Genomic DNA, 15,247 nt, shown 5'->3' with positions numbered 1-15,247 from the left:
CCATCAGCGCGGACGCTGTGGGCTCGGGCCCTTCCCGGGCGCCACGTTGCGCGCGAACGCGGCCGACAGCAGCAGCGCCAGCAAGGCGCCCGGCGCGACCACGCGGCCGATGGACGACAGCGCCGGAATGTCCGAGATCGCGATCAGCCCGAACGACACCACCGTCGTGAGGTTGGCCAGCATCAGCGAGGCCAGCGTGTCTTCGTCCGCGCGCCCGGTCGTGCGCAGCTGGTCGAAGAAGAGCGCGTAGTTCGATCCCACGGCGACGATCAGCAGCAGCCCCACGAGGTGCAGGATGCCGAGCGCCGCCTGCGCCAACGCCATACCGCCCAGCGTGAGCACCACCGCGAACAGCAGCGGCTGGCACACGGCCAGCAGACGGCGCCACGAGCGCAGGTACACGCCCAGCAGCACCACCACCGCCAGCGCACCCAGCAGCACTTGCACGAAGGCCTCGTGCAGGTAGCGCTGGTAGAGGCCGCCGAGTTCGCGCCCGACGTCCACCACCTGCACCTCGGGCAGCCCGGCCAGCGCCTCCTCGAGGCGCCCCTGTTCGAAGCCCGGGCCGGGATGCAGCACGACCAGCGTGGACCAGCCACCGCCCGGGCGCTCGTACATCAGCGTGTTGACCACGGAGCCCAGCGGGCCGCCCATGAGGTCGGTGCGCTGCACGGGCGCTTGCTTGCGCGCGGCCTCCACGTCGGCCACGAAGGGACCGAGGCGCGATGCCGGCAGCGGCAGGCCCTTGGTCGCCTCGACCAGGTTGGCGCGCAGCGTGTCGGCGTCGGGCAGGCTGGCCTGGCGCGCCGTTTGCGCGGCCACGCTGGGCAGCACGCGGGTCACGGCTTCGTAGCCGCTGAGCTCGCCCTTGTCGACCAACGCATCGAGACGCGCGGCCGCGGCCTCGGTGTGGCGCAGTGCGGCCTGTTCGTCGTCGCCGAAGGCCACCACGAGCACGCCGCCGTCGCTGGCGCCGATGTCCTTGCGCAGCATCTCGTCGAGCTGCTGGGCCGAGCGCGGCACGGGGCTCATCGCGCTCAGGTCGGCGCGCCACAGGTGACCGCCCTGCCACAGCACCAGCGCGAGCGCCGCCACGCCGAGCGCCGCCAGCGGCCAGCGCAGGCGCGGCAGGCCGCGCACCAGCAGGCCGGCCAGCCGCGCCATGTGCCGGCGCATGCCCATGCCGGTCGCGCCATCGGGTGCCAGCATGGGCAACACGTAGCGCGTGGCCAATGCGGCCGACACCAGCCCGGCGATCGAAAACACGCCCAGCTGCGCCAGCCCCGGAAAGCCCGAGAACACCAGCGCCGCAAAGCCGCACACGGAGGTCAGCAGGCCCAGCCGCACAGTAGGCCAATGCACCTCGCGCCAGCGCTGCCAGCCGGTGCCGGCCACGGCCGCGCCGCGCGCCTGGATCAGGTAGTAGATGGCGTAGTCGACCGTCTCGCCGATCAGCGTGCTGCCGAAGCCCAGCGTGAGCCCGTGCACCGAGCCAAACACCAGGCTGACCGACGCGGTGCCCACCACCACGCCCGTGGCCACCGGCAGGAAGGCGATGACCAGCGCGCGCGGCGAGGCGAAGGCCAGCAGCAGCAGCACGCTCATCACGATGCCGCCCACCACCGCAAGGTGGATGGCTTCGGTCTTGATCTTTTCGCGGCTCATCACCGAGAACACGGGCGGCCCGCTCAGCAGCAGCTTCGGCGCGGCCTCGCCCATGCCGCGCGCGGCGGCTTCGTAAGCGGCCTGCACGCGGGCGATGGCGACGGCCTGCGCGTCGAGGTCGCCGCCGGCCGCGCGCGTGGTGGCGATCATGAGCGCACGCGGTGCCTCGCGCGACATCCAGACGCCGGCCTCGCTGCGCGGTGCGCTGGCCGGCACTAGCTCCATCGCGATGCGTTGGGTCTCGCCCGTCGGATCGCTGTCGAGCAAGGGCTTGATCGCGTTGCCGGCCGGCGTGCCGAGCATCGACAGCGTGTCGACGATGGCTTCGCGCAGCCCTTCGGCGGTGAACTGCCCCGGCATCACGCCGGACGAGAGCTGGTAGCGGTGCTGGAACACCCAGGTGCCGGCCTCGCTCCAGTCGCTCACGTCGCCGTTCTGCACCAGGTCGAAGAGCTGGCTGTCGCGCATCGCCTTGCCGACGGCACGCGAGACCTCAGCGCGCTGCGCGACGCTGCCGCCCTCGAAGCCCAGCATCAGCGTGCGCGAGGCCACGCCGCTTTGCAGCTGCTCGATGAGCACGCGCTGGCGCAGGTCCGGGCTCTTGGGAAGAAAGGCCGACAGGTCGGCGCCGATCTGGGTGCGCGCGATGACGACCGCGCCCAGGGCCACGACCAGCAACCACGCCAACAGGACGACGATGCGGCGCGACCACCCCGGCGGGCCGCCCGCCTGCGCCAGGCTCACGGTGTCGCGCGCCCGGGGGCGCCGGCCGGCAGCGCCGACGGCGGTGCGTTGGGCGAAATGTGCATGACCGAGCGGTCACCGCCCACGAACTCCATCTCCAGCCCCAACACCTCGCTGTTGCGGCCGGTGATGCGCATGCTGCGCACCTGCGCGGCCAGCCGGCTGTCGTTGGGCGTGAGGTCGAGCGTCCACTTGCCGGCGGCGCCGGTCACGGTGCTCTTGAAGTAGCGCTGCAGCGTGGCGCCATCGCCGCTCAGCGTGCCGCGCATGGCTTCGACCAGACCCAGCAGCTCGGGCATGCTGTCCAGTGCCAGCGTGCGGTTGCGGTTGCCGCGCGACAGGGTCAGCGTGTTGCCGTCGACGGACATGGTCTCGATGCGCGGCGACAGCGTGCGGCGCACCAGCTTGTCGGGCGCCTCGAAGCTCAGCGTGCCGCTCGCGTCGAGCGGGCCTTCGAGGCCGTGCACGAAGCGCTGCTCGGTGAAGCGCGCCTCGCCGCTCTTCTGCCGGGCCAGCAGGCCCATCAGTTCGGGCAGGTCGAATGCCGCCCACGCCGGCGCGGCACAGAAAGCCACCGCCAGCACCACCACCCTGCAAAGCCGATCAAGCCGCATCTTCGAGCCAGAAATCATGAAAGTTGAACCAGTTGTACGGGTAGGCGCGGCACAGCGCCTCCAGGCGGGCCACATAGGCTTCGACCGCGCTTCGGATGCGGCGTTCACGCTCCGCGGCGTCGACGAACGGCGTGCCGAAGTCGGCCAGCGGGTCGAACCGGACATCGTAGCGGGCACCGCCGCCGTACATGCCGGCCATGAAGAACACCTTGCGGCGCAGCAGCGCCGCCAGCCGGAACGGGCCGTCGTTGAAGACGGCCGGCTGGCCCAGGAAAGGCAGCACGATGTTGTTGCCGCGCTGGTTTGCCGGCTGCTCCTCGCTGCCCGGCAGGGTGCGGTCGGCCAGCATGCCGCCCAGGCCGCCGCCGTCGAGCCAATCGCGCAGCGCGAGCATGGAATGCGGCCGGCCCAGCGCGATCACGTGGGGCCGCATCTCGGGCAGCGCGATGGCGTTCAGGATCGCGGTGATGCGCTGCGCGTTGTCCGGGTACATCAGCATCGCCAGCCGCATGCGGTTCTGGTGCTTTTGCTGCTTGCAGGCGCCGAGCACCTCGAAGCTGCCGATGTGGGCGCCGAGCAGGAAAGCGCCCCGCCCTTCGGCCGCCTCGGCCTCGATCGGGGCGTTGCCTTCGATCTTCAGCTTGAACAGGTCCATGCGTCCGCGCAGGAAGTACACGCGGTCGAGCACGGTGGAGGAAAACGCGTGCAGCAGGCGGTAGCCGTCGACCCAGCCCGCGCGCGGGCCGATGGCCCGGAACAGGTAGCGCTTGATGTAGCGGCGCGGCGCCGGCGCGAACAGCAGGAAGTACAGGCTGATCGGCGGCAGCAGCAGCCGCGTGACGTGCCGCCCGCACACCAGCGCCATCAGGCAGATGAAGCGCAGCGCCAGCATGTTGCTGCGCTCGGGCGCGCGCGCCCAGTCGCCCTGCTGGGCCGCCGGGCGGGCAGTCTGCCGCGCCGCTTCGTCCACGGCGCGCGTTTCGGCGTCGGTGTGCTTCATCCCGCCGACTCTGGCACAGCCGTCCAGCGGCCGGTGACAGCCGCCACGCCGTCACAGCGCACGTCGAAACGCACGCCGCGGCCGGTTCCGGCCTCGGGATGCAGCTCGATGGACAGCGTGCTGCCGGGCCGCACGGGCGCCAGGAACTTGGCGGCCGCCAGCGTCGGGCTTGGGCCGAGCCGTGCCGACAGCGCCGGCACGCGTCGCACGACCTCCATGACCTCCGCCAGCAGCAACGCGCCGGGCACCAGCGGCTGGCCGGGGAAATGGCCGGCAAAGGCCGGATGGTCGACCGGCACCGTGTGCGCCATCTGCACCGGCGTCTGGTCGTCGGCCAGCTGCGCCAGCGCAAATTCGCGCAGCGCCCGCACCGTGAGCTTGCCCGTGCCTTCGCGCGGAAAGGCCTTGACCTGCACCACGCGGCGCGGCACGAACACCGGCTCCAGCCGTTGCCGCAGTGCAGCAATGATGTCCGCCGCCGACAGCGTAGGCGCGACCACGAACGCCACCGGCCGCACCACGCCGTCGGCCACCTCGTCGGGCAGCCAGAAGGCGCCGTCCTCGACACCCGCGATGCTGTTCAGGTGGTAGTTCAGGTGCGCGAGCGAACTGCGCCGGCCGGCGACGTGGATCAGGTCGTTGGCGCGGCCGAACAGCCGAAAGCGCCGAGCGTCCAGCAGTTCGAGCACGTCGGCCATGGGCGTCGGCTCGGGAATGAAATCGCCGCTGAAGATGAAGCGCTCGGGACCGTCACCCTCCCCCGGCTGCGCATGCACGCGGATCTCGCCGAAGGTTTCCCAGACCTCGCTCTCGGTCGTGCGGCGCGTGGCCACCTGGCCCGATTCGGTGCTGCCGTAGATTTCGAGCAGCACGCCGCCCAGCGCCTGCTCGGCCTGCGCGGCCAGTTGCGGTGACAGCGGCGCGGTGGCCGACAGGATCAGGTCGACCGGCGGCAGCGCGATGCCCGACAGCAGCAGCGTCTTCAGGTGAAACGGCGTGGTCACCAGCGCGCGCGGACGCGGCACCGAGGCCAGTGCCTTCGCCACATCGGCCGGAAAGAACGGCCGCCCGGTTTCGAACGCGGCGCCGCCGAGCATCGCGAGCAGCACCGACGACTCGAGGCCGTAGCTGTGCTGCACCGGCACGGTCGCCACCAGCGTGAGCCCTTCGAGCGTGGGCCGCTGCAGCACGCGGCACAGCCGTTCGACCGCCACTTCGACGTCGCCGACCAGCGTGCGCCAGGCCTTGGCATGCGGTTGCGGCACGCCGGTGGAGCCCGACGTGAGCAGGCTGGCCGCATGCCGGCCGCCGTCGATGGCGGGCACCGGCGCATCGCCGGCCGGTCCGGGCACGGCCTCGACCTGCAGGCGCCGCATGCCGGGCGTCTCGAGCTTGGCGTCGTCGGTCAGCGCGAACAGGTGGGCGCCGCCGGTTTCGGTCAGGCGCGCCAGCGTGTCCGGCCGTGCATCGGGCGGCAGCAGGCTGGCGTGGCCGTGCACCAGCGCGGCGCCCAGGCTCACGGCGAAGGCGTAGCGGTCGAGGCACAGATTGACGGCAGGCCCTTCGGCGGGCAGTGCGGGCGCCAGGCGTGCGACGTCGGCCAGGAACTGCCGCGTGCTGACCGGCTGGCCGGCGCGCCAGGCCAGGGGCGCGTCGGGGTTGCGGTCCGCGAGCAGCGGCAGGAAGGAAGAAGAAGCGGTGTCGGGGGTCACGCGGGCTGCGCCTGTGTCATTGGCCGCCAGCGCCGTTGTCCACCGTCGAGGTGCCGTAGAACGCGCGCACCGCATCGACCAGGCGCGTGCGTTCGAATTCGGGATGCAGGCGGTAGCGCACGAGGTGCTCGCCCACGAAAAGCAGCGCCACGCTCAGCGGCGACAGCACGTTGGCCAGCAGCGACCAGGCCGAAAACGGCATCGTCAGGTAGACCACGATCGACGAGACGACCACCACGGCGAAATACACCGTCCACACCTGCGTGAGGTGCGTCGTGTACGACAGCATGTGCCCCTTCAGCGGGTGCACGCGCTGCGCGAACTGGGTGATCAGCGGCAGGCCCTTGCCACGCAGCGTCGAGCCGAACCAGCCGCACAAGGCGCCGTTGATGCCGATGTGCTGCAGCACGTACAGGCGGTTCGTGTCGCCCGCCTCACCGAGGAAGACGAGCGCGAAGCCGCCGATGCCCAGCGCCGCCGCAATGGCCAGGCCCCAGCGGCCGAACCAGCTGGCGGCGCAGCCCATGGCGGCGATCCACAGCGGCCCGAGCAACACCACCACAGCCCAGGGCTCGGTGGCGTGGAACAGCGTCATCCAGTGGGAGAGGCCGGCATACGTGACCCCTACCAGCAGCAGGAGGACGAGTCGCCATCGGGACATGGATCAGGTGGCGCTGCGGTGCTCGGCGACGTGGGTCGCGAGCGTACGCAGCGACTGGAAGATCTGCTGGTTGCGCTCGTCGTCCGAGCGCAGCTGGAAACCGTAGCGGCGCGAGACTTCGAGCGCGACTTCGAGGATGTCGATGGAGTCGAGGCCCAGACCTTCGCCGTACAGCGGGTCGGTGGGAACGATCTCTTCAGGTGCGACCTCGAGATTGAGCGCGTTCACGAGCAACACGGCCAGCTCTTTTTCGATCGGCGACTGTTCGGATGCATCGCCAGTGGCGGGAATGGGGGGCTGAGCAGTCGATGACAAAAAAACCTCCTGAACTTTTTTCCTGAACGACCGTGCGGGGTCGTGAATTATAGGAGTGGCGGTTGATTAGACTGCGCGCTTCGATACGACCCGGAGCGCCCCATGGCCGACCCCCTTCTGATCGCACGCCACGACACCATCGAGTGCACCCTCCTGCCCGGCCTGGCCAACCGCCATGGCCTGATCACCGGCGCCACCGGCACCGGCAAGACCGTCTCGCTCCAGACCATCGCCGAACAACTGTCGAACATCGGCGTGCCGGTGTTCATGGCCGACGTCAAGGGCGACCTGACCGGCATCAGCCAGAAAGGCAGCGTCGGCGAGAAACTGGCCGCCACGCTCAAGGAACGCGGCATCGACGTGCCCGAACCCGCCGCCTGCCCCGTCACGCTGTGGGACGTGTTCGGCGAACAGGGCCACCCGGTGCGCGCCACCGTGTCCGACATGGGCCCGCTGCTGCTGGGCCGCATGCTCGACGTGAACGAAACCCAGGCCGGCGTGCTGAACCTGGTGTTCAAGATCGCCGACGACAGCGGCATGCTGCTGCTCGACCTGAAAGACCTGCGCGCCATGCTGCAGTACGTGGGCGAGAACGCGAGCCAGTTCACCACCGAGTACGGCAACATCAGCGCCGCCAGCGTAGGCGCGATCCAGCGCGGCCTGCTGCAGATCGAGACCCAGGGCGGCGACAAGTTCTTCGGCGAGCCGATGCTCAACATCACCGACTTCATGCAGACGGTGGGCGGCAAGGGGGTGGTGAACATCCTGGCGGCCGACAAGCTCATGAACTCGCCGCGCCTGTACGCCACCTTCCTGCTGTGGATGCTGTCGGAGCTGTTCGAGCAGCTGCCTGAAATCGGCGACCCCGAGAAGCCGAAGCTGGCCTTCTTCTTCGACGAGGCCCACCTGCTGTTCAACGAGGCGCCCAAGGCACTGGTCGAACGCATCGAACTCGTGGTGCGGCTGGTGCGCTCCAAGGGCGTGGGCGTGTATTTCGTCACGCAAAACCCGCTGGACATTCCCGATTCGGTGCTGGCCCAGCTCGGCAACCGAGTGCAGCACGCGCTGCGGGCCTTCACGCCGCGCGACCAGAAGGCCGTGAAGGCCGCCGCCAGCACCATGCGCCAGAAGCCCGGCCTGGACATCGAGACCGCCATCACCGAACTCGCCGTGGGCGAGGCGCTGGTGAGCTTCCTGGACGCCAAAGGGCGCCCGAGCATCACCGAGCGCGTGTACGTGCTGCCGCCGGGCAGCCAGCTCGGCCCGATCACGCCCGAGCAGCGCAAGGCGCTGATCGCGGGTTCGCTGGTGGCGGGCGTGTACGAGAAGACGGTCGACCGCGAATCGGCCTACGAAAAGCTCAAGGGCCGTGCCGAGAGCGCCCCCGATGCACCGGCCGCCAGCACCAAGGGCGGGGCCGCAGCGGAAGAGTCGTCCGGCATGGGCGGCATGCTCAACGACATGCTCTTCGGCAGCACCGGGCCGCGCGGCGGCAAGCGCGACGGCCTCGTGCAGACCATGGCCAAGTCGGCGGTGCGCACCATGGGCACGTCGGTGGGCAAGGAGATCCTGCGCGGCGTGCTGGGCGGGATCTTCGGCAGCAAGAAGCGCTGAAGCAGCGCCGTTACCAGCGCAGCAGGCGCGGCCCCAGTACCGCGCCCAGCAGCACCGGCACCGCGATCCCGCTCACGTACCAGACCGCGAGGAACGGCGCGGTCAGCTCCATGCAGTGCAGCGCGTAGACCGACGCGCCCACGCCGCCGGCCAGTGCGCCGGCCGCGGCCCCGGCCAGCGCGGGCCGCGTCGGCGCCAGCCCGCGCAGCGCCACGAAGGTGGCCGCAAACACCGGCAGCGCCATGAAGCCGATGCTCAAGGCGCAGATGCGCCACGACTGGCCCATCAGCAAGGGCATGCGCTCCTCGATCGGCACCGAGAACCAGACGAACGCCGCCAGCCCCCAGATCCCCAGCACGGGCAGCACCCCGCCCCACCACGCGTGGCGCATCCGCACGCCGGGCCGGGCCAGCCGCTGCACCGTCACGAAGGCCGCCGCCGCGATGCACAGCGGAAACAGCACCTTGACCCAGAACATCGGCCAGAACATCGCCTGCACCAGGTCGGGCCGCAGCCCGTACTCGCCGAACAGGATCACGAAGGACACCGGCAGCGCGGCCAGCACCGCCAGCCCGATCCGCCCGCCGGCGCTGCGCCGCGGCACCGCCACCTCGCCGGCGGCCAGCAGGTTCACGAGCTCGTCGGTCTTCATGGCGCGGCGCCTCCCCCGAACTTCGCGGCCAGGGCCTTCAGGCCCCGGTGGATGCCGACCTTCACCGCCGACTCCGACATGCCCGTGAGGCTGGCCGTCTCGGCCACCGAGAGGCCTTCGATCTTCACGTGCACGATGGGCAGGCGCTGGCGTTCGGGCAGGGTCTGCAGCAATCCGCCGAGGTCGCGCTTCGCGTCGCTGGCCTCGGTGGCCGACGCCGCGAACACGGCCAGGTCGTCGTCCAGCGGGTCATGCAGGTCCTCGCGGACCGACTTGGCGCGCAGCAGGTCGATCATCTTGTAGCGCGCAATGGCATGCACCCAGGCCGTCAGCGGCTGGTCGCTCTGGTAGGTGTGGCGCTGGTTGTGCATGGCGAGCAGGCATTCCTGGACGAGGTCTTCCACTTCATCGGGCCAGCCGAACAGGCGCTTGCCCAGAAAAGCGCGCAGGTGCGCGCTCAGTTTCTGCAGGAACTCGCGGTACGCGCCGGCGTCGCCATCGAGGCCGCGAAGGAACAGGCGGCGCAAGGCCGCTTCCGCGTCGCTCGGTGTCGTCCTGCTGCCTACGGTGTTTCGTGCCATCGGGCCGGCCGGTTACAGCCTGGTGAAAAAAGATTGCAAGGGATTGTGCCGCGCCCCCGGAGCGAGGCTTGCGCTAAGCTGCCCCGATGCTGGCCGGACTCGTCTCGCACCCCTGGGCCTACCCGGCGCTGGAGGCGGCGCACATCGTGGGCATCGCGCTGCTGTTCGGCGGCCTGCTGGTGTTCGAGCTGCGCGCCCTCGGCCTGGCCCGCGAGCTGCCGGCGCCGCTGCTGGCGCGCCTCACGCTGCGCCCCGCCCTGCTGGGCTTCGGCCTGTGCGCGCTGACCGGCCTGACCATGTTCGCAAGCCAGCCGGGCGAGTTGCTGAGCAACACGGCCTTTCGCGTGAAGCTGCTGCTGATCCTGCTGGCCGGCCTCAACGCCGCCTGGTTCCACCTGCGCGGCGACATCGGCGGGCAGAGCGGATTCGCCAGGTTTCAATGCCTCCTGTCTTTGGGGTTTTGGCTCGCTGTCATCATCTGCGGGCGCTGGATTGCCTATGTCTGACCAAGGAGAACGCGATGCTGCATCGACGCATGTTCGTGACCGGTTCGATCGCACTGGCCCTGCCCGCCTGGGCCCACCACGGCTGGAGCAGTTTTGACCAGGAGCGCCCGCTGTACCTGGAAGGCCGCGCCACCAAGGTGAGCTGGCGCAACCCGCACGGCGAGCTGGAGATCGAGCTGCCCGAGAACCTCGCGCTGCCGCCCGACCTGAAGCAGCGGCCCCTGCCCAAGCAAAGCGCCACGGTCGACGGCGCGGCGCTGCTGGCCAAGGCGCAGTTGCCGACGCGGCGCGACCGCAAGTGGCAGATCGAGCTGGCCCCGCTCACGCGGCTGCAGGCCTGGGGCGTCGAGGAGATCAAGCCCGGCACGCCGGTGGCGGTGCTCGGCTTCACCTTCACCGGCGAGAAAGGCGACGCAGTGCTGCGCGCCGAGTACCTGTTCGTGCACGGCAAGACCTACGGCCTGCGCTCGTCGCCCGCCTGAACTCCCGCGCTGCAACAGCGCGGCTGGAGCGCGCGGGCCCTCGCTTGCCAGCCGCACAAGTGCTCGGTACATTGCATTTTTTGAGGGCCTCAAATGTCTGCAGACAGTACCGCGCTCCCTTCCGCCTTGCCGACCGCGACCGGTGCCAGCCCGGCGCAGAGCCCTCCGCTCCCCCCCTCGTCCTCGACCGGCCACATCCGCCTGACCTCGCATGCCGGCGGCTTTGGCGCGCTGCCGATCCACTGGGACGCGGCCACCGCCACCGAGCGTGGCCCCGTGGTCGGCACCACCACCAAGCGCGCGCACCGCAACGTGATCGGCACGCACAGCGGCTCGTACAGCGTGTACCGCGCGCTGGCCGTGGCGGCCGGCGCCCTGAAGCGCGAACACAAGGCCGACCTCACCAACACCGCGCCCACCGACGTCATCGGCCCCTATCCGCAGTGGAGCGAGCCGGGGCGCATCGTCTCGCTCGACCCCTGGGGCGCGCTGGTGGCCGACGTGTTCTCCACCGAGCTCGCGGCCGGCTACGACATCCGCCCGACCATCGCGATCACCAAGGCCCACGTGATCCTGCCCGAGGTGATCGAGGCGCTGCAAAGCGGGCGCCTGAAGGCCGACGGCCATTTCCTCACCACGGGCGGCGCCGCGATGGTGACCAAGGCGGCCATCGAGCCCGTGTGGTACCTGCCCGAGGTGGCGCGCCGCTTCGGCTGCTCCGAGACCGACCTGCGCCGCACGCTCTTCGAAGAGACTGGCGGCATGTACCCCGAGCTGGTCACGCGCTCCGACCTCGAGGTGTTCCTGCCACCCATCGGCGGGCAGACGCTCTACATCTTCGGCAACCCGCGCGACCTGGCCAACCCCGACGTGGAGCTCACCGCCCGCATCCACGACGAGTGCAACGGCTCCGACGTGTTCGGCTCCGACATCTGCACCTGCCGCCCCTACCTCACGCACGCCATCGAAGAGTGCATCCAGGGCGCGCAGCGCGGCGGCGTGGGCCTCATCGCCTACTCGCGCAAGGAAGGCCGCGCGCTCGGCGAGGTGACCAAGTTCCTCGTCTACAACGCCCGCAAGCGCCAGGTGGGCGGCGACACGGCCGACCAGTATTTCGCGCGCACCGAGTGCGTGGCCGGCGTGCAGGACATGCGCTTCCAGGAGCTGATGCCCGACGTCTTCCACTGGCTGGGCATCAAGAAGATCCACCGCCTCGTGTCGATGAGCAACATGAAGTTCGACGCCATCACCGGCTCGGGCATCGAGATCGGCGAGCGCGTGAACATTCCCGACGAACTGATCCCGGCCGACGCCCGCGTCGAGATGGACGCCAAGATGGCGGCCGGCTACTTCACCCCCGGCCCGGTGCCGGACGCAGAGGAACTGAAAAAGGCCAAGGGCCGGGGATTGAGCGAATGAGCCGAAGCACCGACATCGATCTGCCCGCCGACGGTTCCGGCAGCCTGCGCCCCGGCGGCGCGGGCGCTGTCGATCCGTCGATCGAGTTCGCGCCCGACACCGCCCACCCGGCCGGCGCCGCCACCTTGCTGCGCACCACCACCGCCATCCGCCAGCGCGCGGGCGCCCTGCTGGCACGCGCGCGCCGCGGCGAATCGCAGTGGTTTCGCATCGGCAGCGACGACGCGCTCGAAGACGCGGCGCGCACCGTGGCCGAGGTCACGCGCGAGCGCTACCCCTGGGACACCATCCCGTACCACAGCCGCTGGCGCCACTTCGAGGCCGGTGGCGTCGACCGCCGCCTGCAGCTCGACGCGCTACTCGGCAAGGGCCTCGACGCCCGCCAGCGCGCCCGCGCCCACATCGACCTGACGCTGGTGAGCGTGCTGCTCGACGCCGGCGCCGGCCCGACCTGGCACTACACCGAACCGGCCACCGGCCTGCGCTTCACGCGCTCCGAAGGGCTGGGCGTGGCGTGCTTCCATGCGTTCACCAGCGGGCTCTTCTCGTCCGACCCGAACCACCCGCTGCAGGCCGACGCGGCCGGCCTGCGCGGCCTCGTGACCGAGCGCCTGGGCGATGCCTTCCAGGTGAGCGAGGTCAATCCGCTGGTCGGCCTGGCCGGGCGCGCGGTGCTGCTGCGCCGCCTGGGCGAGGCCATGAGCGAGCAGCCCGAGACCTTCGGCGACGACGGCCGGCCCGCCGGCCTTTTCGACGCGCTCGTGGCCCCGCTGGGCGCCGCCTCGCCGCCCACGGCCGAGATCACGGCGCACCAGATCCTGTCGCTGCTGCTCGACACGCTCTCGCACATCTGGCCCTCGGCCAACGCCATCGACAGCCTGGCGGCCGACGGCAGCGACAACGCGGGCGGCATCGGCTCGGGCGACCCGGCCTTCGCGCTGGGCGACTGCTGGCGCCACAGCGCCGTCGCCGGCCCCGGGCTCACCAACGGCTGGATGCCGTTCCACAAGCTGTCGCAGTGGCTCACATATTCGCTGCTCGAGCCCTTCGAATGGGCCGGTGTGAAGGTGCGCCACCTCGACGCGCTCACCGCCCTGCCCGAGTACCGCAACGGCGGCCTGCTGATCGACAGCGGCGTGATCGTGCCGCGCGAGGCGGCCTTTCTCACCCGCCGCTGGAAGGCCGGCGACGAGTTCATCGTCGAATGGCGCGCCCTCACCGTGGCGCTGCTCGACGAAATCGCCCCGCGCGTGCGCAAGGTGCTCGACCGCACTGAGGAAGAGCTGCCCCTGGCCTGCGTGCTCGAAGGCGGCACCTGGGCCGCCGGCCGGGTGCTGGCACAGCGCTTGCGAAACGGTGCGCCACCGCTGCAGATCGAGAGCGACGGCACCGTCTTCTAGTCTTTTAGACTCTCCTGTTTTCCGCAACGGCACACCAAAAGAAGACTCCAATGAGCAACGTCCACCTCGTCGACCACCCCCTCGTCCAGCACAAGCTCACACTGATGCGCCGCAAGGACGCCTCCACCAACAGCTTTCGCCGGCTCTTGAACGAAATCAGCATGCTCATGGCCTACGAGGTCACGCGCGACATGCCGATGCAGGACATCGAGGTCGAGACCCCGCTCGAAACCATGCAGGCCAAGGTCATCGACGGCAAGAAGGTGGTGCTGGTGTCGATCCTGCGCGCCGGCACCGGCATCCTGGACGGCATGCTCACGGTGGTGCCGGGCGCGCGCGTCGGCCACATCGGCCTGTACCGCGACCCCAAGACGCTCACGGCCGTCGAGTACTACTTCAAGATGCCCGGCGAGATGGAGAACCGCGACGTGATCGTGGTCGACCCCATGCTGGCCACCGGCAACTCGGCCGTGGCCGCGGTCGAACGGCTGAAGGAACTCAACCCCAAGTCGATCAAGTTCGTCTGCCTGCTGACCTGCCCCGAAGGCGTGGCCACCATGCAGAAGGCGCACCCGGACGTGCCGATCTACACCGCCGCGATCGACCGCGAGCTGGACAGCCACGGCTACATCCTGCCGGGCCTCGGCGACGCCGGCGACCGCATCTTCGGCACGAAGTAAGGCTCGCCCCCAGGCTTCGCGCACTTCGTGTCGCTACTCCTTCCCCCTACCGGGGGCAACACCTGAGGCCCGGCAGAGCCGGTTCCTCGGTGTTTGCTGGAAGGGAGCCCGCCGCGAGGGCGGGCTCTGTTGGTGGGCATGGGGATTGCAGGGTGGTTCTTTTATTTCAATCGAGGAGAAGACCGTGACAGCACGCCGTCAATTGATCGTTCGTTCCATCGCCGTTGCCGCAGCGCTTGCGGCGGGCGCCCCGGGCCTTGCGCTCGCGCAGGCCAAGCTCAAGGTGGCTGCCGTGTACACGGTGCCGTTCGAGCAGCAATGGGTGGGCCGCATCCACAAGGCGCTGAAGGCGGCCGAGGCGCGTGGGGAGATCGAATACAAGGCGACCGAGAACGTGAGCAACGCCGACTACGAGCGCGTGATGCGCGAGTACGCCACGGGCGGCAACCAGCTGATCCTGGGCGAGGTGTTCGGCGTGGAAGCGGCGGCGCGCAAGGTCGCGAAGGACTTTCCCAAGGTGGCGTTCCTCATGGGCTCGTCGCTGAAGCCGCAGGCGCCGAACTTCTCGGTGTTCGACAACTACATCCAGGAACCGGCGTACCTCAGCGGCATGGTCGCGGGCGGCATGACCAAGAGCAACCGCATCGGCATGGTCGGCGGGTTCCCGATTCCGGAGGTGAACCGGCTCATGAACGCGTTCATGGCGGGCGCGAAGGAAACGAACCCGAAGGTGGAGTTCAGCGTGAGCTTCATCAACAGCTGGTTCGACCCGCCGAAGGCCAAGGAAGCGGCCTTCGCGATGATCGACAAGGGCGCCGACATCATGTACGCCGAGCGCTTCGGCGTGTCGGACGCGGCCAAGGAAAAGGGCAAGCTCGCCATCGGCAACGTGATCGACACGCAGGCCCAGTACCCCGACACGGTGGTGGCCTCGGCGCTGTGGAACTTCGAGCCCTCGGCCGACCGCGCCATCAAACTCGTGAAGGAAGGCAAGTTCGCCGCCGAAGACTACGGCGTGTACTCGCACATGAAGCACAAGGGCTCCGAACTCGCGCCGCTGGGCACCTTCGAGAAGAAGGTGCCGGCCGACGTCGTGGCCAAGGTGAAGGCGAAGCAGGCCGACATCCTGGCCGGCAAGTTCACCGTGAAGGTGGACGACGCCCAGCCGAAGTCCACCGCCAAGTAACAAGCAGACAGACAAG

General features: G+C 69.9%; 15 protein-coding genes. 7 read left to right on the top strand and 8 right to left on the bottom strand.

What is annotated here, in order from left to right:
* Positions 1-3: 3 nt before the first annotated feature.
* Genes AC1RLW_RS04040 through AC1RLW_RS04015 form a run of 6 tightly spaced genes read right to left on the bottom strand, consistent with a single transcriptional unit; the run spans position 4 to position 6,711 of the window.
* The gene (locus tag AC1RLW_RS04040) at positions 4-2,409 is read right to left on the bottom strand and encodes an MMPL family transporter (protein WP_493192270.1); all 2,406 of its coding nucleotides are present in this window, start codon (positions 2,407-2,409) and stop codon (positions 4-6) included.
* Positions 2,406-3,041, bottom strand: a complete 636-nt coding sequence (locus AC1RLW_RS04035) for a LolA-related protein (protein WP_139701610.1) — start codon at positions 3,039-3,041, stop codon at positions 2,406-2,408. The genes AC1RLW_RS04040 and AC1RLW_RS04035 overlap by 4 nt, the downstream gene beginning before the upstream one ends.
* Entirely contained in the window at positions 3,013-4,023 is a 1,011-nt protein-coding gene (locus AC1RLW_RS04030) for a lysophospholipid acyltransferase family protein (RefSeq protein WP_144004381.1), read from the bottom strand. Before AC1RLW_RS04030 ends, AC1RLW_RS04035 begins: the two co-directional genes overlap by 29 nt.
* Positions 4,020-5,735, bottom strand: a complete 1,716-nt coding sequence (locus AC1RLW_RS04025; protein ID WP_493192269.1) for an AMP-binding protein — start codon at positions 5,733-5,735, stop codon at positions 4,020-4,022. The genes AC1RLW_RS04030 and AC1RLW_RS04025 overlap by 4 nt, the downstream gene beginning before the upstream one ends.
* Positions 5,736-5,751: 16 nt before the next feature.
* Positions 5,752-6,396, bottom strand: coding sequence for a COG4648 family protein (locus AC1RLW_RS04020; RefSeq protein WP_095745356.1), 645 nt, complete (start codon positions 6,394-6,396; stop codon positions 5,752-5,754).
* A 3-nt stretch (positions 6,397-6,399) separates the two neighbouring features.
* A complete protein-coding gene (locus AC1RLW_RS04015) occupies positions 6,400-6,711 on the bottom strand; it encodes a phosphopantetheine-binding protein (RefSeq protein WP_062482694.1) in 312 nt (103 codons plus the stop codon).
* A gap of 102 nt (positions 6,712-6,813) precedes the next feature.
* Here AC1RLW_RS04015 and AC1RLW_RS04010 point away from each other — a divergent pair, with 102 nt between their 5' ends.
* Entirely contained in the window at positions 6,814-8,325 is a 1,512-nt protein-coding gene (locus tag AC1RLW_RS04010) for a helicase HerA-like C-terminal domain-containing protein (protein ID WP_493192268.1), read from the top strand.
* A 10-nt stretch (positions 8,326-8,335) separates the two neighbouring features.
* On the opposite strand, the gene AC1RLW_RS04005 is transcribed toward AC1RLW_RS04010, so the two are convergent.
* Together AC1RLW_RS04005 and AC1RLW_RS04000 are read right to left on the bottom strand one after the other, a co-directional pair.
* Positions 8,336-8,977, bottom strand: a complete 642-nt coding sequence (locus AC1RLW_RS04005) for a DUF1109 domain-containing protein (RefSeq protein WP_493192267.1) — start codon at positions 8,975-8,977, stop codon at positions 8,336-8,338.
* The gene (locus AC1RLW_RS04000; protein ID WP_062477750.1) at positions 8,974-9,558 is read right to left on the bottom strand and encodes a sigma-70 family RNA polymerase sigma factor; all 585 of its coding nucleotides are present in this window, start codon (positions 9,556-9,558) and stop codon (positions 8,974-8,976) included. The genes AC1RLW_RS04005 and AC1RLW_RS04000 overlap by 4 nt, the downstream gene beginning before the upstream one ends.
* 86 nt (positions 9,559-9,644) lie before the next feature.
* Here AC1RLW_RS04000 and AC1RLW_RS03995 point away from each other — a divergent pair, with 86 nt between their 5' ends.
* The 6 genes from AC1RLW_RS03995 (at position 9,645) to AC1RLW_RS03970 (ending at position 15,231) form a co-directional block, all read left to right on the top strand.
* Positions 9,645-10,064 carry a hypothetical protein gene (locus AC1RLW_RS03995; protein WP_159271760.1) on the top strand — a complete coding sequence of 140 codons (420 nt, stop codon included), beginning with the start codon at positions 9,645-9,647 and terminating at the stop codon, positions 10,062-10,064.
* A gap of 14 nt (positions 10,065-10,078) precedes the next feature.
* Positions 10,079-10,546 carry a DUF6152 family protein gene (locus tag AC1RLW_RS03990; protein WP_070060744.1) on the top strand — a complete coding sequence of 156 codons (468 nt, stop codon included), beginning with the start codon at positions 10,079-10,081 and terminating at the stop codon, positions 10,544-10,546.
* A 93-nt stretch (positions 10,547-10,639) separates the two neighbouring features.
* Positions 10,640-11,965 carry a GTP cyclohydrolase II gene (locus tag AC1RLW_RS03985; protein WP_493192266.1) on the top strand — a complete coding sequence of 442 codons (1,326 nt, stop codon included), beginning with the start codon at positions 10,640-10,642 and terminating at the stop codon, positions 11,963-11,965.
* Positions 11,962-13,365, top strand: a complete 1,404-nt coding sequence (locus AC1RLW_RS03980; protein WP_159276921.1) for a URC4/urg3 family protein — start codon at positions 11,962-11,964, stop codon at positions 13,363-13,365. Before AC1RLW_RS03985 ends, AC1RLW_RS03980 begins: the two co-directional genes overlap by 4 nt.
* A 50-nt stretch (positions 13,366-13,415) precedes the next feature.
* Entirely contained in the window at positions 13,416-14,045 is a 630-nt protein-coding gene (gene upp / locus AC1RLW_RS03975; protein WP_307635808.1) for a uracil phosphoribosyltransferase, read from the top strand.
* Positions 14,046-14,229: 184 nt separating this feature from the next.
* On the top strand, positions 14,230-15,231 hold the full coding sequence (locus AC1RLW_RS03970; RefSeq protein ID WP_056582550.1) for a BMP family protein: 1,002 nt from the start codon (positions 14,230-14,232) through the stop codon (positions 15,229-15,231).
* Positions 15,232-15,247: the final 16 nt, after the last annotated feature.

The organism is Variovorax sp. GW822-FHT04A09, from assembly GCF_058801005.1.
Note: the sequence above shows the minus strand (reverse complement) of the source record. Positions and strands in the feature narration are given on the sequence as shown.

Excerpts from the sequence above, each read along its gene's own strand:
- upp (WP_307635808.1), top strand. The coding sequence starts at position 13,416 with ATGAGCAACGTCCACCTCGTCGACCACCCCCTCGTCCAGCACAAGCTC.
- AC1RLW_RS04010 (WP_493192268.1), top strand. The coding sequence starts at position 6,814 with ATGGCCGACCCCCTTCTGATCGCACGCCACGACACCATCGAGTGCACC.
- AC1RLW_RS03985 (WP_493192266.1), top strand. The coding sequence starts at position 10,640 with ATGTCTGCAGACAGTACCGCGCTCCCTTCCGCCTTGCCGACCGCGACC.
- AC1RLW_RS04005 (WP_493192267.1), bottom strand. The coding sequence starts at position 8,977 with ATGAAGACCGACGAGCTCGTGAACCTGCTGGCCGCCGGCGAGGTGGCG.
- AC1RLW_RS04035 (WP_139701610.1), bottom strand. The coding sequence starts at position 3,041 with ATGATTTCTGGCTCGAAGATGCGGCTTGATCGGCTTTGCAGGGTGGTG.
- AC1RLW_RS04020 (WP_095745356.1), bottom strand. The coding sequence starts at position 6,396 with ATGTCCCGATGGCGACTCGTCCTCCTGCTGCTGGTAGGGGTCACGTAT.
- AC1RLW_RS03980 (WP_159276921.1), top strand. The coding sequence starts at position 11,962 with ATGAGCCGAAGCACCGACATCGATCTGCCCGCCGACGGTTCCGGCAGC.
- AC1RLW_RS03990 (WP_070060744.1), top strand. The coding sequence starts at position 10,079 with ATGCTGCATCGACGCATGTTCGTGACCGGTTCGATCGCACTGGCCCTG.
- AC1RLW_RS04030 (WP_144004381.1), bottom strand. The coding sequence starts at position 4,023 with ATGAAGCACACCGACGCCGAAACGCGCGCCGTGGACGAAGCGGCGCGG.
- AC1RLW_RS04000 (WP_062477750.1), bottom strand. The coding sequence starts at position 9,558 with ATGGCACGAAACACCGTAGGCAGCAGGACGACACCGAGCGACGCGGAA.
- AC1RLW_RS03995 (WP_159271760.1), top strand. The coding sequence starts at position 9,645 with ATGCTGGCCGGACTCGTCTCGCACCCCTGGGCCTACCCGGCGCTGGAG.